Raw genomic sequence first — 18,705 nt, 5'->3', positions numbered from 1 at the left:
AACCGCCCAACGTAAAAAAGCCGGACGCGCTCGCGCCCAGCCTTATAACGTCCGTTCAACAAGCTTCCCGCCTGACGGGGCTCCGTCTAATCCAGCTTCGCCGCCGACACCGCGCGGCGCGCTTCGTCCGTCCCCGTGCCCGTGCCCGTGCCCGTGCCCGTGTCCTTCCCCTTGCCTTTGCCGCCCGACAACAGCCAGCCGCCCACGGCGATCAAGATCAGCACGACGTAGAACGTCAGCTTCCAGCCCGCAGACTCCGCGAAGTCATGCGGGATGACGTGCAGCGACGGATGCGCCAGCGTGTGCACCGCGAGCTTGACGCCGACCCAGCCGACGATGACGAAGGCGGCGATCTCGAGCGACGGCCGGCTCTCCAGCAGCTTCACGAACAGGTTAGCGGCGAAACGCATAATCAAGAGGCCAAGGAAACCGCCGAGGAAGATGACGGCGAAGTGTCCGCCGTCCATGCCGCCGATGCGCGGCAGGGTCGTCTCCGGCAGCGCGACTGCAAGCGCGACGGCCGCGAGGATCGAGTCGATCGCGAACGCGATGTCGGCGACCTCCACCTTGATGACGGTCGCCCAGAAGCCCGACTTGGGCTTTGCTCCCGAATGCGGCTCCGCGTCCCGCTCGCCTTTTTTGACGATCGCTTTTCTGAAAATATGATTGAGTGCGATAAACAGCAAATACAACGCCCCGATCGCCTGTACCTGCCAGACGTCCACCAAAAACGAAATCGCGAACAGCGAAGCGAAGCGGAACACGAAGGCCCCCGCAAGGCCGTAAAACAAAGCCTTCTTCCGTTCCTTCTCCGGCAGATGCTTGACCATGATCGCCAGCACGAGCGCGTTATCGGCAGCGAGCAGGCCCTCGAGCGCGATCAGGACGAGCAGCACCCAGCCGTACTCCATCAGCAATGGGAAGTCCATGATTAATCCTCCTCAAACTGAAATTTTATCGGATCGCAGCCTGCCGCCCGTTCTTCCCTCGAACAAAACAAAAGAGACCTCTGCCTTGTTCAAGGGCAAAGGTCTCGCTAACAATGCCATCATCGGCAATGCCAATAAAGCCGGAGAGCAAGCTCTCGTATTGACGACTTTATTGTGGCAGCTACTCCCCTTCGGAGTCGGTATGCGGTAAAAGATTGCGGCGAAGCGCGATCCTGAGTTTGTACGGCGCAGCGGGCGGGAGGTTTCAAAAAAATCGGCGCGCTACAACAGATGCATCTTCGCCTCCGCCTCCTGCCACGGCACCGTATATCCGCTCCCCTTCGCGCAAAAGATTGAAGAAGACGTGTACAGCGGATCCGCGTCCTTCCTATAGCCTTTCCGCTCGATGACCTCCTGCGCATTATGGCATTCCTCATAGCCGCCGAAGGCGCAGCGGATGCTGCTCCGGCCGTGCGTGAAGGAGGCCAGCTCCGCCGCATAGTTCATAAACGTGGCCACCGGCGCCCGGCCGGTCACGATCGCGTGCGTATCCGTCGTGCACGGCGGTTCGAACCGTCCGCTGGCGCGCTGAATGTCGGACAGCACACGGCCCATCTCGTCGATGCCCACTTTGATTTTGAAATCGTAAAAGGGCTCGAGCAGCACATTCTCCGCCTTCTCCAACCCCTGCCGCAGCGCCCGGAAGGCCGCCTCCCGGAAGTCGCCGCCGTGCGTATGCTCGTTGTGAGCGGCGCCCTGCAGCAGCGTTATCTTGAGGTCGGTGACCGGCATGCCCGTCAAAAGGCCGTGATGCTCCCGCTCATAAAGATGCGTCCTCACGAGATTCTGGTTGCCTGTGCCGAAGTCGTTGGGGTGACAGACACTCGCAAACACGAGCCCGCTGCCCCGCTCCCCCGGCTCGAGCAGCAGATGCACTTCGGCGTAATGCCGCAGCGGCTCAAAGTGACCGTATCCTGTGACCGCCGAACGGATCGTTTCTTTATAGAGGATCTCCGGAGGCCCGAAGGAGACGCCCATCCCGAACCGCTCCTTGGCCACCTGCTCCAGCACTTCAAGCTGGATCAGGCCCATGACGTGCAGGTGAATCTCCTGCAGGCTCTCCTCCCAGACGACGTTCAGGGACGGATCTTCGGCATTGAGCATCTGAAAAGCGCGCAGCACGTCCTTGACGTTCAGCGACGCCGGGAAGATCGCCTTCGACTGCAGCGTCGGCACCATCTCGTAGAACGGCTTGTCCGTATGGACGCCAAGACCCTGGCCGGTCTCGGCTGCGGACAGGCCGGCGATTGCGATCAGATCGCCCGCGACTGCCCGGTCCACCGCCTGCGACCGGCTCCCGTTGAACGAGAACAGTCGCGTGATTTTTTCCGCGTATCGGATGCCGCCGCTCTCGTAGGCGAGCTCGTCCCGCACCTGAAGCATGCCGCTCAGCACCTTGACGAAGGTTAGCCGCACGCCGTTCGCGTCGTGCCGGATCTTGTACACTCGCCCGCCAAACGGCGCCGCCTCGTCATAATCGGCTATCGTCAGCAGATGCAGCTGCGCCAGAAATTCCGCCACGCCGACGTCCTGCAGCGCGGAACCGCTCGCGCACGGGAAGAGCCGGCCTTCGCGAATCAGCTTCCGCATCGCCGTCAGCCAGTAGGCCGGATCGCCGCGCCCCTCCAGGTAAGCTTCAAGCAGCGCTTCGTCCCGCTCCGCAAGGCGCTCCCGCAGCAGCTCGGGGACGATGGCGTCCGCTGTCACGCGCTCTCCGATCGACACCGCGTCCAGCGTGAGGTGCATGCGGATCTCCGCCAGAACGCCTTCCGCGTCGGCGCCGACCCGGTCGATTTTATTAATGAAAAAGAATGTCGGCACGCCATGCTTGCGCAACAGCTGCCAGACGGTCTCGGTGTGCCCCTGGACGCCCTCCGCCGCGCTGACGATCACGATGGCGTAGTCCATCGCCACGACGGCCCGCTCCATCTCCGGCGAGAAATCGACGTGTCCCGGCGTATCGATCAAATAATAAGTCGCGCCATTATAAGACAGAACCGCCTGGTCCGCAAAGACCGTGATTCCCCGCGCCCGTTCGATCTCGTGACTATCGAGGTAAGCGTCCTTGTGGTCGACCCGGCCCCGCGCACGGATGCTGTTCGTATGATAAAGCAGCTGTTCCGCAAAGGTCGTCTTGCCCGCATCCACGTGGGCGAACAGCCCGATCGTCTTCCGCATTGTGGGTTCCCTCTTCCGTCGCTCATTGCAGCAAATCCCTGTTTCCATTAAAACATAATCAGCCTGAACGAGAACAGTTTCGCCTGGCGTTTCTGCCGTTTTCGGTCCTTAGGAGGCGGCTTCATCATGCAGGCAGTGCGGGTTGCGGGGTGCGGGGGCGGGGTGCGGGTGCAGCGGTCATACAGCGTAAGTAAATTAGTTGTCAAAAGGCCGTTAATCTCTCCACGTTACGATCTCGGCAGCCCGATAAGTGTTAAAAGGCAGCTAATTCCCGATAAGTTCCGCCCAAGTGCCGATTTCACACGAGATAACTGTCTTTTAACAACTATTCCTTGCCGATTACCTCATAATACGAAAAATAACTGCCTTTTAACCACTATCATGCTCGAAGCGCGGCCCAAAACGCAAAATTCTCGCGAATCGCCAAACAAGGGAGACCACCGACCCGGCGATCCCCCTCGTTCGACCGCTTTCCTTCGCATGCCCGGCAGTTTCTACCGTTTTCGGTCCTTAGGCGGCTTCATCATGCAGGCAGTACGGGTTGGTGCGGGTGCGGGGTGCGGGGTGCGGGGTGCGGGTGCAGCGCGGGCAGCGGTCATACAGCGTAAGTAAATTAGTTGTCAAAAGGCCGTTAATCTCTCCCCGTTGCGATCTCGGCAGCCCGATAAGTGTTAAAAGGCAGCTAATTCCCGATAAGTTCCGCCCAAGTGCCGATTTCACGCGAGATAACTGTCTTTTAACAACTATTCCTTGCCGATTACCTCATATGAGGAAAATAACTGCCTTTTAACCACTATCATGCTCGAAGCGCGGCTCAGCCGCTTCCGGCATCTTGTCCACATCTCGCCAGCCGCTTGCCTTCATCTTGCCATGGCTCACCAAGCCGCTCGCCAACCGCTTGTCAGTCACTTTCCAGCCGCTCGTTTAGCCCGCTCTAGCTCCGCCCAGCCCCTTCAGGCCGGCAGCCCCGGTCCGCCCAGCCTCTTCTTAAGCCGGGTCGCGGCATGATACGCCTTGAGATAGCAGCCGGACATCAGGAACAGCCCCCGGCTGTTCAGCAGCGCAAAGCCGCGGAGCGGCAGCCAGGTTCCCGGGTCTCCCGCGATTCTCCGCATGCTGTCGTAGAAGTATGCGTGACGGCTCGCCTGCCTTAAATCGTCCCGCAGTCTTCCCAGCCCCGAGCGGTTCTCTAGATTGTGCAGACTATTATCGAGCACGCGGTCGAACAGCAGGCCGGCCGTCATCTTGTCCGTTTTCTCCCGATCCTCGTAGGCTTCATAATAGATCCTGAACTTCTCTACGAGCGTCAGTTCCTTCTGCAGATAATCGGGCTTGAAGCTGTGCATCAGGGAGCCCTCGCGTTGATAATAATTGTATAAAGCTGCAGGAACGGCCGTCACCACGCGGGTATGCAGCAAGTAGAACAAATTGAACAGCACGTCCTCGCTGAACACTTCTCCGTGCGCGTCGAACCGGATGTCATGCTCGGCGATGATGCTCCGCTTGTACAACTTGTTCCAGAGGACGACCGAAAACTTCTTGTCCAGCCAATACCGGTCGATGCCGCACGCTGCGATGCTGACGGTCCCGTCGGTCAGGCCGAGCGCATTCGGTACGACCCGCCTGTCGTAGACGAGGTTATAATCGCATGCGGAAATGTCTGCATCGGTCGCAAGCGCCCGGCGGTACAGCGTATCGAACATTGCCGGCTCCACCCAGTCGTCTGCGTCGACGAATCCGACATAAGCTCCTGAGGCCGCATCGAGCCCGGTATTCCTCGCTCCGCCTTGTCCTTGGTTAGCCTGGCGAATCACGCGAATCCGTTCGTCCGCCTCGGCGTAACGCGCCAGAATGTCGGCCGAAAGGTCCGTCGAACCGTCGTCGACCAGGATGATCTCGATGTCGCTTAACGTCTGTCCGAGCAGGGAATCCAGGCACCTGGACAGATAATTTTCAACATTGTACACGGGTACGATAATGCTGACTGCTGGCTTCATGAGCATCCTCCATAAAATAAAAATGTGAATGAGGCCCCGGATCGGAGTTGTTGCATGTATGTAAGCGTGGAGGAGGAACCCGGGACATCTCGCGTGAATGAGGGAAATTGCTAAGAGATGGACTCTTATTACTTAAACCTTGAGATGGAAATTTAAAACGATAAAGTCGAGGTTGATTCAGCCCGCGCACATGATTTACAATACGGGTAAATGACCGGATTGGAGTTGAAGAATGAATGTGATTTTTCTTGCCTACGCGAAGGAAGACGGCGATTGTTTGCCTGTATTCTTTGCCATGCAAGAAAGTTACATTCTTCTTCGCTCGATCGGCGGGCCCTGATCCATCCTTGGATCGGCGGATTTTTTCCTGTACCCCTCTGAGCTGCGAGAAGTAACTTTCTTGCGGCTCTTTCTATTTTCCCAAGGGAGGAATCCGCCTTATGTCATTGATCCAAGTAAAAAACCTGACGTTCGCTTACGACGGCAGCTACGACAATATTTTCGAAGACGCGAGCTTCCAGCTCGATACCGATTGGAAATTAGGCTTCACCGGCCGCAACGGACGGGGCAAGACCACATTCCTGAACCTGCTGCTCGGCAAATACGAATACCGCGGTCACATTTCGGCTTCCGTCAACTTCGAATACTTTCCTTTTCCCGTCGCGAATCCAGAGGATCTGACCCTGTTTGTCATGGAGGGCATCGTGCCCGAAGCCGCGGAGTGGCAGATCAAGCGCGAGCTCTCGCTGCTCAAGGTGTCCGAGGAAGCGCTGTACCGCCCCTTCGAGCTGCTGTCTAACGGGGAGCAGACCAAGGTGCTGCTGGCGGCCTTGTTCCTCAAGGAAAACAGCTTCCTGCTCATCGACGAGCCGACCAATCACCTTGACGTACACGCCCGCAAGCTGGTCAGCGATTATCTGCGGTCCAAGCGCGGTTTTATCCTCGTGTCCCACGACCGGGCGTTTCTGGATAACTGCATCGACCACGTGCTGTCGATCAACAGGGCAGATATCGACATTCAGAAGGGCAACTTCTCGGATTGGCAGGAGAACAAGCGGCGGGAGGACGAATTCGAGCTTGCGGAAAACGACAAGCTCAAAAAGGACATCAAGCGCCTGACCGAAGCGGCCAAGCGCACGAGCGACTGGTCCGACGCCGTAGAGAAAACAAAAAACGGGACGCGCGTCGGCGGGCTGCGCCCCGATAAAGGATACATCGGCCACAAGGCCGCCAAGATGATGAAGCGTTCCAAAGCGACCGAGCACAGGCAGCAGGCCGCAATCGAAGAACGGGCAGGGCTGCTCAAAAACATCGAGAGCGCGGAAAGCCTGAAGCTCGCACAGCTCCCCTATCATCAGGAACGGCTCGTCGAGCTGGCGGGCGTGTCGATTTTTTACGGAGAGAAGACCGTATGCGAAAATGTCGGATTCGCCGTCGAGCGCGGGGAGCGTATCGCGCTGTCGGGGCCGAACGGCTCGGGCAAGTCCAGCTTGCTCAAGCTAATCTGCGGGGAGCCGTTGACCTATACCGGCACGCTCCGAAAGGGGAGCCAGCTCAAGATCTCATATGTATCGCAGGACACCTCGCATCTGCGCGGCAACCTGTCGGACTATGCCGCGGCGCACGGGATCGACGAGAGCTTGTTCAAAGCCATACTGCGCAAGCTCGACTTCGCCCGGGTGCAGTTCGAGAAGGACATCTCGTCCTACAGCGGCGGCCAGAAGAAGAAGGTGCTGATCGCCAGGAGCCTGTGCGAGGAAGCCCATCTGTACGTCTGGGACGAACCGCTCAACTTCATCGACGTTCTGTCCCGCATGCAGATCGAGGACCTGCTGCTCGAGCACGCGCCCACGATTCTGTTCGTCGAGCACGACAGCGAGTTCTGCAGGCGGATCGCGACGAAGGTCGTCGAGCTGTAAGACCGGGAATTGTGCGAAATGCGGATTTTGTCGAAGGAATTCAGGCTCCGTGCATCGAAATTAAGGGGATTAGAATAGCTCGGCGAGGCTGAGCGACGGAGGGTCCCCATTGATCGTACGCACCAAGCTCGCGATCCCGCAGCTACGAAGCGCTCCCGTTCCAAGGCCCAGGCTGATGCGAAAATTGAACGAGGGACTGAACGCCAGGCTGACGCTCGTGTCCGGCCAATCCGGCTACGGGAAGACGACGGCGCTGAGCCAATGGGCGCGCGAGGCGAATCTTCCCGTGGCCTGGCTGTCGCTGGATCGGCAGGACAACGATTGGATCGCGTTCTGGAGCGGCGTGACGGCAGCCATCGAGACCGTCGCGCCGGGCTTCGGCGCATCGGTCATGCCGCTGGTTAAGGAGGGGCCGTCGTCCGCCGCGGCATCGGTCTCGGCGTCGACACCCGCCTGGTCGTCGGAGCCCGCGATCAAGGCGCTGCTGAACGCGCTGCACGACCTGGCGGGCGAGCTCGCGATCGTGCTCGACGATTATCAATTCATCGAGCTCCCTGCCATCCACCGCTCCTGGGCCTACTTCGTCGAGCGCTTGCCGGATACGGTGCATCTCTACGTGGCGAGCCGCGTCGATCCGGCGATCCCGACGGCGAGACTGCTGGCCAGGCAAGAGCTGCGCCGCGTGACGACGGACGATTTGAGATTCGATGCGGACGAGGGCCGCGTCTTCTTCGAGCTTAAGGCAGGGCTGGCGCTCACGGGCGAGCAGACGTCCGCGCTCGTGCGCCAGACGGAAGGATGGATCAGCGGACTGCAGCTCGCGGCCATCTCGCTCGGACGCAGCCCGGACCCGGCCTCGTTCATCAGGCAGTTCAGCGGCCGGCAGCAGCACATCGCGGATTACTTGCTGGAGGAGGTGCTGCGGGATCTCGAGGAGCCGCTGCAGGCGTTTCTGCGCGAGACTTCGGTCCTGGCGCGTATGAATCCGCAGCTGTGCGAGGCCGTGACGGGCCGGACCGACTGCCGCGAGCTGCTCGCAAGACTGGAGCAGCTGAACCTGTTCCTGATCCCGCTGGACGAGGAACGGCATTGGTACAGGTATCACCACTTGCTGTCCGACTTTCTGCGGAACCAGTTCGCCGGCACGGATCCCGAAGGATGGGCAGCTGCGCATGCAAGAGCCGCAAGAGCGCTGGAGGGACAGGGCTTCGTCGAAGAAGCCGGCGAGCACTATCTGGAGGGACGGCAGTATGGAGACGCCGTGCGGCTGATCGAGCGCCATCTGCCCGACCTCATCCGCAGCAGGGGAGCGACGCTGAGCCGCTGGGTGCTGCGGCTGCCCGAAGGCTGTCTCGAAGGGAAGCCGATGGCGGAAATGTTCTATCTGCTCCTGCTCACCGGCAGCGGGCAGAAGGAGCTGGCCGCGCGCAAGATCGGCGAAGCGCGGGTGCGTTACGAGGCGCTGCAGGGCGCGATGGGCGAGACGGCGTGGCGCTCGATCATGGGCAACCTCTATTTCCTGAGCGGCGTTGCCTGTTATCTGCTCAAAGACCTGGACGGCGTAACCGCCTACTTCGAGCTTGCGGAGCGGCTCTTCCCCGAAGCGCGGCTGCTGCGCTCCGTCTCGTTCAACAACAACCACGTGCTCGATGAATTCGACGATCATATGGGCTACCTCAACGATTACCATGCCGCACTCGAATTCATGGACCGGTGGCTGGGCGTCTGGGGAGACAATCTGGCGCATCCGTTCGTCCTGTCGCTGCAAACCTCATACAGTAAGTTGTTGTACGAATGGAACCGGCTCGAGGAAGCAGAAGCTTGCGTGCGACGGTTGCTCGGACGCAGCGATACGCCCCCTGTCGCCCGCACCCTGTTATATCTGTACGGGAGCGCGTCGCGAATTCTGCAGGCCCGCGGCCGGCCGGCCGAAGCCTCGGACCTGCTGGTTCAGCTGCGGGCGCACGTCGACTCGCCGGACTACGATCTGTACATGCGCAGGATCGGGGCCGAGGAGGCCTGCCTGCGCTTGCGGCAGGGCCGGCCGGATCAGGCAGCGCAGTGGCTGGCGCAGTGCGGCATGTCTCACGCGGACGAGGTGTCGCTCGGCAGCGTCGCGGAGCATCTGGCCCTGGCCAAGGTGCTGGCGGCCTGCGGGCGCGAAGCTGAGGCGCTGGAGCTGGCTGAGCGGCTGTATGCGCTGCTGTGCAGGGAGGATCGCCTGCGGGACCGCGTGCAGGCGCTGCTCGCGCAGTGCGCGGCGCTGCGCGGTCTCGGGCGGACGGACGATGCATTGGTCCGGCTGGATACGGCCTTGCGACTGGCGGAGCCGCAGGGCTTCGTCCGCAGCTTCGTGGACGAGGGCGAAGTCATGGCGGAGCTGCTCGCCGCGTATGTCGAGACGGAGGCGCGCGGGAATGCGGGCGCCTTTGTTTACGCGAGAAGGCTGCTGCTGGCGCTGGCGGACGACGGGGCCGGTAGCCCGACGGCGCGCGAGGCGGCGCATGGCGATGGGGCCGGCAGGCCGACGGTGCGCGAAGCGGCGCATGGCGACGGGGCCGGCAGGCCGACGGTGCGCGAAGCGGCGCATGGCGACGGGGCCGGCAGGCCGACGGTGCGCGAAGCGGCGGATGGCAATGAGGCCGTTAGCCCGGCGGCGGGCGATGGCCCTGCGGAAAGCCAAGGTGCTGCGGTACGCGCCCAGGCGACTGTCCGCGGAGCGGCCAAAACCGGCGGCGCTGCGGAACGCACCCCGACGACGGGAGATGGCGGGACGTCCGACGGAAGGCTGTCGGTCAGTTGCTTCGGCAGATTCAAGGTAAGCGATCCGGACGGCCGGGAAGTCCGGTGGCGCACATCCAAAGCGGAAGAGCTGCTGGCTTACCTCGTGCATCATCGGGGAGAAGCGGTGGACCGCTATCGCATCATGGACGCGCTATGGGACGACGACTCTACCAAGACTTCCGCCAATTTGCATACGACAGTGCATCTTCTTCGCAAGACGCTCGGGAGCGTCGGCATCGTAGGCGCCGTTCAGCACAACCGCGGCTTTTACCGTGTGGACACGGAAATTCTGGATTGCGATTATCTGGTGTTTGAAGCTTGGGTAGCGGCTGGCACGCCCCTGTCCGCCGACAATATCGACCGTTGCGAAACCATTGCCAAGCTATATGCGGGCCCTTATCTGTCGGACAACGGCTATCCCTGGTCCGATCCGACCGGCAAAAGCCTTGAAAATGATTTTTTAGCGCTGCTGCTCCAGATTTATGATTATTACATGGGCGACGGGAATTATCCCGCTGCCATTGCGATCATGAAAAGAGCGCTCAAGCACGCGGCATGGCGCGAAGACGTTCACGTGCGGCTGATCCAGGCGTATCTGGCGAACAAAGACCGGATCGCGGCGCTCAAGCAGTACGACGCACTGAAGCGGATGCTGCGCGTGGAGTATCGGCTGGAGCCGGGAGATGAGGCTAAGCGGCTATTGAATCTGCGGTAAACGTCCGACAAATGACGTCAAAAATCCAACGATTTTAGTCGTTTCAAAATGCTGGAAATTGCGGGAATTCACATCGAAACCCCTTGATAAATCAAGCATTTTTATTTCCGCACATGACTTGGCGTATCATATTTTGTTTAGTCGATTTTGCTACTATAGGCTCAGCTCAAACAGCATACAGAGGAGGCCTATCGGTTCACGATGAAAAAAAGAACGGTTAGCTTGTTTCTCGCTTTGTCCCTGTCCCTCCCGAGTGCGGCCGCGTTCGCGAAAACGTCTGCCGACTTCACCGACCTGAAGGATCTGGACGCAGCGACGAAAGCCAAGTTCGACGCCATGATCTCGGCTGGCATCTTCAGCGGCGTATCCGACACCACCTTCGGCTTAAGGGAGGAGATGAATCGCGCCCAATTCGCCAAGGTTGCCGCCCTGATCTACGGTCTGGAAGTGGACACGAGCTTGAAAACCTCCAGCTTCAAGGACGTCAAGGCCGACGATCCGGCGAACGGTTATGCGCTGCCGTACATTGAGGCGGTCAAAACAGCCGGCATCACAGACGGCTACGGTTCAGGCGTATTTGACCCTGCGGGAGATGTCACGAAAGAGCAGCTCGCAGCGTTCCTGATCAAGGGGCTCGGACAAAAAGAAGAGGCGGAGAAAATCCCTGGCGTAAAAGACGCTACCGTGTCGGACTGGGCCAAGGGTTACGTCGCGCTGGCATTGGAAAAGAAGCTCTTGTCCAACGGCGCGGACGGAAAGTTCGGCGGCCAGGCGAACGCGACGCGCGACCTGCTCCTCACCGGGGCTTATGAGGCGAAGGCGCAGTACGTTCCACCGGGATCGACGCCAACCCCAACGCCTACACCCACTCCAACACCGACACCGACACCGACACCAACGCCGGTTTATCAGACGCCTGCGCCGACGGCAACGCCGACGCCAACTGCAACACCGACGGCGACTCCGACCGCGACGCCTACGCCGACGCCGTCCCAATCGCCGTCACCGTCACCGTCTCAGTCTCCATCGCCATCGCCTTCTCAATCGCCTACGCCGACGGCTGCCCCAGCCATCGCGAATGTCGCGGTTGCACAGGGAACCTTGGCATACTCGACTAGCATCACCTACACGGCCGGCCAGGGCAACGTGCTGCGGATTAAAAAGCAAGCCGACGCCTTCTCCACTCCGAAACTCGGCGATGACGTGAGCGGGATTACCGAAGCTTATCAATCAGGCGCCAATATCGCGAATGTCGAAGCTGGCAATCATATCGGTCTTTACGAAGTCGATGGCGTGACCAGCGCCGTGGTTCGGTTTAGCGATATTACGGTTGATGATACGCATATTGCAGATAAGCCCAAGGATCTTCCGTTTACCAGATACACACAACCCGAAAAAGGCACCCAGCCTGGAACCGCTCAGATTGCATCGCTGAGTCTTCCTATAGACACGTCAGGGTGGCGGGTTCTCGCCAGCGTCGATCCCGTAACGCCGGCAGCAGAAACAACAGGTTATGGGGAGCCGTATGAAGCAGGGGGTATCATTGACGTAAGTGGCGGAAAAAATAATATCGGGTTAGCCGCTGTCGATAGCACAGGCGCTGTCATCTGGTTCGTACAGCTCGGTTACAACGATACTGTCATCACGCCGCACGATGTCGCCAGTATCTCGCAGTTGAATGCCGGCACCCTGATGTCCTTTTACCTCAACTTTAGTGAAGCACTGAGCAGCGAGACGATGAATATCTCAACGACCTCCCAACTGATCGAATCCATCGTGATCAATCCGGACAGTCCGAATCCTCTCGATGTCAATCTAGCAGGATCTCTTTTCTGGATGCCTTCTAGCGCGATGATCATGCTAAATTCTTCAGTACAACTGAATGGAGAAGACGTCGTACGCGTAACATTTAAATCGGGCGCGTTGAAGAATGCCTCCGACGAGCCAATCACTCAGACAAGCGCCACGACGACCGTTGAAGCCGCGGCAGGCTAAATAAAAAATACAAACCGTCAGGGACATCCTCCTAACGGTTTGTCGTTTCCGTAGCTCTCGCGTTGAAATAGCTGCTGAAAGGCAGTTATTTCAACGCCGAGACCTAGTCCCGCCTCGATTAGTTGTTAAAAGGCAGTTATTCTCAGCTTGGCGGCCTTGAATTGCCCCATGCAGGCAAAAATAACTGCCTTTTAACACTTATCGGCTGCAGGCGGAAGGATCCGCGAGATTTTAACTGCCTTTTAGCAACTATCGCGGACCTTCGCAGGCTGCGGAGCCTCCAGACAGACCGCCCCGCGGGCAGTTGGCAGCGCTCAGCCCCGCTCACGTCAGCACAACGGCAAATGCCGCCGCCAATACCAGGCACAGCGGGCTGTACAGCCTCGTGTCGCACACGGCGAACGCTGATTCTTTTAAAATCGAACAAATCGCTCAACTTGATGATGATCTCAATACTCGGATAATTCTATCCGTTCTCCCTTGCATCCCTGCTGCTCTGTATCGTTGCGTCTTTATCGCACCTACCACGCGAACATAGCCCTTCGCCAGGCACACACTTATGGCTGCTCATTTCGCCGCACAAACGCCAGCACCTCGTCCACCTGTTGCTCGACGCGATGCGCCTCCGACGAGACGCCCTGGAACAAATCGCCGACCGTACGCAAGCGCTGCGGCACCGTCGCGATCGTAAAATCGCCAGGCTCGAAGCCCGCCTCCACCTCATCCCAGGTCACCGGCGTCGACACGGTTGCAGCGGGCGTTCCCCTGACCGAATAGACGGCGGCCATCGTCCGTCCCCGCCACAGCTGCAGATAGTCGAAGTACAGCTTGTCTCCCCGCTTCTCCACGACGCGCTCGAGCGTGATCCGGTCCGGCAGCTGCTCCTGCATGTACCGGGCGACGAACGCGTTGATAAGCCGGGCTTCTTCGAACGTATATTTAGGCGCGATCGGCACGAACACCTGCAGCCCCGTGGCGCCCGACGTCTTGGGGAAGCTCGCGAGCGACAGCCCGTCCAGCGTCTCCTTCAGCTTCAGCGCGACCTCGCGCACCGCTTCGAAAGGCATGCCCGGCGCCGGGTCCAGGTCGAATACGAGCTCGGTCGGCATATCCTTGCGGTCGTATCGGTCGAACGGCACATGGAACTCGACCGCGCCCCGGTTCGCGAGCCAGGCCAGCGTCGCCGCATCGTTGAGCAGGATCCGCTCCTTGCCGCCGCACGCGATTCGCGGGAGCCAATCCGGCGCCTCGCCGTGAACCGATCGCTCCTCGACCCGCTTCCCGCCGATTCCGTCGGGATAACGCCAGACCATAAGCATGCGATCGCGCGTATAGGGCAGCATGTACGGCGCGACCTCCATTAGGTAACGGATCAGGTCCAGCTTGGCGATGCCGGCTTCGGGCCAGACGACGCGGTCCGGGTGCGTGATCTCGAGTTCCCTGCCTTCGATCGCGTAGCGTTGCTTTTCCATCGGAAAAAAACTCCTTTTTGGCACAAGCTGGTCATTAATTTGCGCTTGGCGGTCCACAATATGTAAGGAGGCGAGGCCGATTAGCGGGACGGCAAGTCGATCGTTACTTACCATGATCAGGGCAATGCCAAACCGCACATAACAAAAAGCCGCAAACTGCGCGGCTTTTTAGGTTCTTCGCATGTGGCGGCTATGGCTAAAGATGGCGGAATTAGATCGAATCGGCGCGCGGAAGGCTGAGATCCTCGTCGGCCGGCTTCCCGAGCCCGGCAGTAGCGGCGGACGAACGCTTGAAGTGGGCGACATTGGCAGGGCGGCGTTGATGAATGATGTCGCGCCAGTGGAAATCCCCACGCTCCAGCGAATGAACGAGCAGCTCTGCGGTCGCCATGTTCGTCGCGACGGGAATGCCGTATACGTCGCACAGTCGAAGCAAGGCGGTGATATCCGGTTCATGAGGCTGCGCGACAAGCGGATCGCGGAAGAAAACCAGCAGATCCAGCTCATTTTGCGATACCATGGCGCCGATCTGTTGATCGCCGCCGAGCGGTCCCGATTTGAAGGTCATGATGTCCAGATCCGTATTTTCCATGATCAGCCGTCCCGTCGTGCCCGTCGCGAACAGCGTATGCGGTTTGAACAAGGCTTGGTAAGCGATCGTGAACGCAATCATCTCTTCCTTCTTGTGATCGTGCGCGACAAAAGCAACATTCACCTCAATCACCTCTGCATTCGATTTGATGTTAGTTATTATTACACAATACTATCATTATTCTTATTTTTCGACAACAACTCATGAAAAACAAAAATAAATGTCATATTTGTTGCCGCAAAGGAGATCTCCATGGAACCCGTCTGCCTTTAATATAAGTGATTGATAATATAACCAACCAATTATATAATCAGTTGTAAATATTTAAAGAACTGAAGGAGTGAGACAGTTGATAATCAATCAGACATCGATTGCTGAAATGGCAGACACGATGAAACTTCTTTCAGATAAGACTAGACTAACGATCGTCGCCTTACTTAAAGAACGTGAAATGTGCGTTTGCGATATTGTAGACGTTCTGGAAACGACACAACCTAATATCAGTCAGCATCTGAAGAAGCTTAAAACGGGTGGGATTGTGAATGAGACACGCCGAAGCCAGTGGATTTATTACTCGCTAAATGTGAATGACAAACCCTATTTAAACGAAATTATTAGTCAATTACCTTCAATGAAAGATCGAGTAAATGCGCTCCAATCCAATAGCTGCTGTTAACTTGGAGGTCCTATGCTAGCCAGTGCGTCTATCATTTTTCTTATAACACTGATTTTTCTTATCTGGCAACCAAAAGGTTTGAATATCGGTTGGTCAGCCTGCGGCGGCGCCATAATTGCACTGATCTTTGGAGTCGTCAACTTCCAAGATGTGTGGGATGTAACGCAGATCGTTTGGAATGCTACGCTTGCCTTAGTCGCTGTATTTTGATCTCTTTAATTCTTGATGAAATTGGTTTCTTTGAATGGACGGCGCTTCATATGGCCCGCGCAGCCAAGGGTAACGGTAATTTGATGTTCGTGTATGTCATCTTGCTCGGAGCTGCTGTTGCCTTTTTCTTTGCCAACGACGGTGCCGCACTCATCTTGACTCCGATTGTTCTTGCCATGGTCAGAGCACTGAAATTCGACGAGCGAATGATTCTGCCCTTCATCATGGCAAGTGGCTTCATCTCGGACACGGCTTCACTTCCGCTTGTAGTCAGCAACCTTGTGAATATCGTCTCTTCCGACTTCTTCGGCGTAGGATTTGTTGAATATGCCAGTCGGATGATCGTTCCGACCCTGTTCTCCGTTGCGGCCAGCCTTCTCGCGCTTTACTTGTTGTTCTATCGTCGAAGCATTCCGAAGCAGTACGATTTGTCACAGGTGAAGAAGCCGGCGGAAGCGATTAAGGATTTACGAATGTTTAAAATTTCATGGGTTATCCTGGCGGTCCTTCTAATTGCGTATTTGATTAGCGAGTACATTGATATGCCGGTGTCCATTATTGCAGGCGCGGCTGCGATCATCTTCTTGCTATTGGCGAGACAAAGCCGCGAGGTGCATGCCTGGAAGCTCGTGAAAGGCGCTCCTTGGGCCGTTGTCGTTTTCTCCATCGGGATGTATGTCGTCGTCTATGGTTTACGGAATGCGGGTCTTACAGACGAGCTGGGCAGCGTTTTTAAATGGGTAGGCGATCAAGGTCTATTTGTGGCCACGGTGGGCTCCGGATTTATCGCCGCTATCCTCTCCTCCATCATGAACAACATGCCGACCGTTATGATTAATGCATTGGCCATTCAGGATGCGAACCCCACAGGCATTATTCGTGTTCGGATCGGACTTAGGTCCAAAAATTACTCCCATCGGGTCATTAGCTACGCTGCTTTGGCTGCATGTACTCTCCAGCAAGGGCGTTAAGATCTCTTGGGGAGCTTATTTTAAGACAGGCATTATTCTTACCGTCCCTGTCCTGGTCGTCACGCTCTGCGGATTGTTCCTCTGGCTAAAAGTAATCGGTTAAATCCATAAACCAATCCATCTTAAAAGGGGTCATTCAAATGTCTAACAAACCGCTCGTTTACTTTCTCTGCACCGGCAACTCCTGCCGCAGCCAAATCGCTGACGGCTTCCTGACCGCGCTTGGCGGAGACAAGTATGAAGTTAAAAGTGCCGGATTGGAGGCACATGGACTTAACCCTCGAGCCGTTCAAGTCATGAAAGAGGCTGGCGTCGATATCAACAGCAACAGCTCCAACGTAATCGATTCGGAAACGCTGAACCGTGCGACCTTCGTCATTACACTCTGTGGCCATGCTGACGAGCATTGTCCTGTTATTAGCAACCAGAATGTGATCAAATGGCACTGGGGCTTTGACGATCCGGCCAAAGCGACCGGCACAAAAGAAGAAATCATGACACAGTTCCGTTCCGTTCGTGATGATATAAAGGCTCGTATTGAGAAGTTCGTTCAAACCGGTGAGTAAGATGACAGCTACTATCAAGCGCATGCATGTCACTGTAAGATTGATATCAAGCCGATTCAAAAGGAAGCATTAAAAATGATATTTCAGTAAGTAACAGAAGGAGGTGCTCTTTAGTGGAGCGCCTCCTTCATTATTATTTTCGGCATCCTTTGACTCAATGACCCTTAGGCTCTCCTCCATGTAAAAATAAAGTTTAAATGGAGATACTACGCACTAACGACCGACACGAAAGGGCAAGAATAATGAAATTAAATCCGGTAATCCCTTTTGAACCTATACTAACAGACAAAGTCCCTCGGGGAGACAATTGGATATCACAGATAAAATGGGATGGAGTTCGCATGCTCGCCTATTACGATGGCACAGAAACTCGCTTAGTAAACCGCCGTCTAAACGATCGGACGCAACAATACCCGGAGTTTCTTCTGCCTAATCAATACTGCGCTGCTTCCTCCTTTATTTTAGATGGAGAATTTGTGGCGTTTGATGAAAAGAAACCATCTTTCCATGAGATTATGAAGCGAGATCGTCTCCGGAAGAAGCAAAGCATTGAGTCAGCAATAACTCAAGTGCCTGTTACATATATGATTTTTGATATTTTATTTTTAAATGGCAACTGGGTAACCTCGGAAATTTTAAGGAAAAGACAGGCGTTGTTAAATCAAGTAATCAAACCTACTGATAATGTTCAGATTGTCCAGAGTTTTTCTGACGCTGATGCTTTGTTTGATGTGATGAGGGCTCACAACATGGAGGGTATTGTCACTAAAAATATGGACAGTAGCTATTCGATTAACGGAAAGGATTCTCGATGGCAAAAACGAAAATTGACTAAAGATTTATATGCTGCAATTGGCGGAGTTACGTATCGTGGTGGAACAATAAATGCGCTCCTACTGGGTGTTTTCTCTCATGATTCATTTATTTATATCGGTCATTCGGGAACAGGAAAGTTAACCAATGCTCAGTGGAAAGAACTTACTCGAAAAGTGGAACCCTTTATCGTTCCATGTTCGCCCTTTGTGAATATTCCCGATCGACATGAAGAGGCGATTTGGGTCAAACCGCAAATCGTCGTAAAAGTTCAATTTTTTGAATGGACCCCTGCAAATACAATGAGGCATTCAAGCATTCAGAGCGTTATTGATGATATACCCCTGACTGAATGTACGATGTATCAAATGAATTACTAAGTTTTCCTTATCTTTATAGGACCCCTAACTTTCTTTCTTGATTAAAACTGGAGATATTATATCGATTTGGAAAGGATAATGCCGATAATTGTATAGTATTTCCTTAATTATGATCGAAGGATGATATTGATGATAAAGAAAATGTTAATCGGACTTTACAAGCTCTCCGAGGATTACATAATGCTTCAATATAGAGGAGGTGTTGACAATGCTATCGATAGTTCTTCTGAGAGAATAACCGCTATACGGAGTTTTTATTAAGACTTGACTGTTGTTCCCATGAATTTTAAAAAAATGCTCTTTATTCGTGCTCTGTATACATGTTCTTGTTCTCTGACAGTTTCTAATTGAAAGCCAATGAAATATGTAAAATGGAGCGAGCAACTATGCTCGCTCCATTCCGCACTGGATGTTACCAGCTCCTACATTCTTGTTGCATTTAGGATGT

General features: G+C 56.0%; 10 protein-coding genes and 2 pseudogenes. 7 read left to right on the top strand and 5 right to left on the bottom strand.

Going from position 1 to position 18,705, the window contains the following annotated elements; translation table 11 throughout:
• Window positions 1-86: 86 nt before the first annotated feature.
• The 3 genes from ACFSR7_RS07075 to ACFSR7_RS07065 form a co-directional block, all read right to left on the bottom strand.
• The gene (locus ACFSR7_RS07075; RefSeq protein WP_378160002.1) at window positions 87-929 is read right to left on the bottom strand and encodes a TerC family protein; all 843 of its coding nucleotides are present in this window, start codon (window positions 927-929) and stop codon (window positions 87-89) included.
• A gap of 282 nt (window positions 930-1,211) precedes the next feature.
• The gene (locus ACFSR7_RS07070) at window positions 1,212-3,167 is read right to left on the bottom strand and encodes a GTP-binding protein (RefSeq protein WP_378160000.1); all 1,956 of its coding nucleotides are present in this window, start codon (window positions 3,165-3,167) and stop codon (window positions 1,212-1,214) included.
• A 953-nt stretch (window positions 3,168-4,120) separates the two neighbouring features.
• Entirely contained in the window at window positions 4,121-5,164 is a 1,044-nt protein-coding gene (locus ACFSR7_RS07065; RefSeq protein WP_378159998.1) for a glycosyltransferase, read from the bottom strand.
• A gap of 440 nt (window positions 5,165-5,604) precedes the next feature.
• On the opposite strand from ACFSR7_RS07065, the gene ACFSR7_RS07060 reads away from it, so the two are divergent.
• The 3 genes from ACFSR7_RS07060 to ACFSR7_RS07050 all read left to right on the top strand — a co-directional run bounded on the left by ACFSR7_RS07060 (window position 5,605) and on the right by ACFSR7_RS07050 (window position 12,577).
• Window positions 5,605-7,083 carry an Lsa family ABC-F type ribosomal protection protein gene (locus ACFSR7_RS07060; protein WP_378159996.1) on the top strand — a complete coding sequence of 493 codons (1,479 nt, stop codon included), beginning with the start codon at window positions 5,605-5,607 and terminating at the stop codon, window positions 7,081-7,083.
• A gap of 109 nt (window positions 7,084-7,192) precedes the next feature.
• On the top strand, window positions 7,193-10,582 hold the full coding sequence (locus ACFSR7_RS07055; protein WP_378159994.1) for an AfsR/SARP family transcriptional regulator: 3,390 nt from the start codon (window positions 7,193-7,195) through the stop codon (window positions 10,580-10,582).
• A gap of 201 nt (window positions 10,583-10,783) precedes the next feature.
• Window positions 10,784-12,577 carry an S-layer homology domain-containing protein gene (locus ACFSR7_RS07050; RefSeq protein ID WP_378159993.1) on the top strand — a complete coding sequence of 598 codons (1,794 nt, stop codon included), beginning with the start codon at window positions 10,784-10,786 and terminating at the stop codon, window positions 12,575-12,577.
• A gap of 557 nt (window positions 12,578-13,134) precedes the next feature.
• Here ACFSR7_RS07050 and ligD read toward each other — a convergent pair.
• Window positions 13,135-14,049, bottom strand: coding sequence for a non-homologous end-joining DNA ligase (ligD, locus tag ACFSR7_RS07045; protein WP_378159991.1), 915 nt, complete (start codon window positions 14,047-14,049; stop codon window positions 13,135-13,137).
• Window positions 14,050-14,359: 310 nt separating this feature from the next.
• Window positions 14,360-14,764: pseudogene (gene mgsA, locus ACFSR7_RS07040) on the bottom strand (methylglyoxal synthase); the annotation flags it as partial.
• A 256-nt stretch (window positions 14,765-15,020) separates the two neighbouring features.
• On the opposite strand from mgsA, the gene ACFSR7_RS07035 reads away from it, so the two are divergent.
• From ACFSR7_RS07035 to ACFSR7_RS07020, 4 genes and pseudogenes are all read left to right on the top strand, one after another.
• Window positions 15,021-15,317, top strand: coding sequence for an ArsR/SmtB family transcription factor (locus ACFSR7_RS07035; protein ID WP_282912942.1), 297 nt, complete (start codon window positions 15,021-15,023; stop codon window positions 15,315-15,317).
• A gap of 12 nt (window positions 15,318-15,329) precedes the next feature.
• Window positions 15,330-16,601: pseudogene (locus tag ACFSR7_RS07030) on the top strand (arsenic transporter).
• 37 nt (window positions 16,602-16,638) lie between these two features.
• Window positions 16,639-17,064: an arsenate reductase (thioredoxin) gene (gene arsC / locus ACFSR7_RS07025; protein ID WP_378159989.1), complete on the top strand. Its 426-nt coding sequence runs from the start codon at window positions 16,639-16,641 to the stop codon at window positions 17,062-17,064.
• A 197-nt stretch (window positions 17,065-17,261) separates the two neighbouring features.
• Window positions 17,262-18,257: an ATP-dependent DNA ligase gene (locus tag ACFSR7_RS07020; protein ID WP_378159987.1), complete on the top strand. Its 996-nt coding sequence runs from the start codon at window positions 17,262-17,264 to the stop codon at window positions 18,255-18,257.
• Window positions 18,258-18,705 lie beyond the last annotated feature (448 nt).

It is taken from the genome of Cohnella sp. GCM10020058 (assembly GCF_042683485.1).
In the GTDB taxonomy this organism is placed as follows: Bacteria; Bacillota; Bacilli; order Paenibacillales; family Paenibacillaceae; genus Cohnella.
Note: the sequence above shows the minus strand (reverse complement) of the source record. Positions and strands in the feature narration are given on the sequence as shown.

Coding starts and splice junctions, on each gene's coding strand:
- ACFSR7_RS07075 (WP_378160002.1), bottom strand. CDS start 929: ATGGACTTCCCATTGCTGATGGAGTACGGCTGGGTGCTGCTCGTCCTG.
- ACFSR7_RS07070 (WP_378160000.1), bottom strand. CDS start 3,167: ATGCGGAAGACGATCGGGCTGTTCGCCCACGTGGATGCGGGCAAGACG.
- ACFSR7_RS07065 (WP_378159998.1), bottom strand. CDS start 5,164: ATGAAGCCAGCAGTCAGCATTATCGTACCCGTGTACAATGTTGAAAAT.
- ACFSR7_RS07060 (WP_378159996.1), top strand. CDS start 5,605: ATGTCATTGATCCAAGTAAAAAACCTGACGTTCGCTTACGACGGCAGC.
- ACFSR7_RS07050 (WP_378159993.1), top strand. CDS start 10,784: ATGAAAAAAAGAACGGTTAGCTTGTTTCTCGCTTTGTCCCTGTCCCTC.
- ligD (WP_378159991.1), bottom strand. CDS start 14,049: ATGGAAAAGCAACGCTACGCGATCGAAGGCAGGGAACTCGAGATCACG.
- ACFSR7_RS07035 (WP_282912942.1), top strand. CDS start 15,021: ATGGCAGACACGATGAAACTTCTTTCAGATAAGACTAGACTAACGATC.
- arsC (WP_378159989.1), top strand. CDS start 16,639: ATGTCTAACAAACCGCTCGTTTACTTTCTCTGCACCGGCAACTCCTGC.
- ACFSR7_RS07020 (WP_378159987.1), top strand. CDS start 17,262: ATGGAGATACTACGCACTAACGACCGACACGAAAGGGCAAGAATAATG.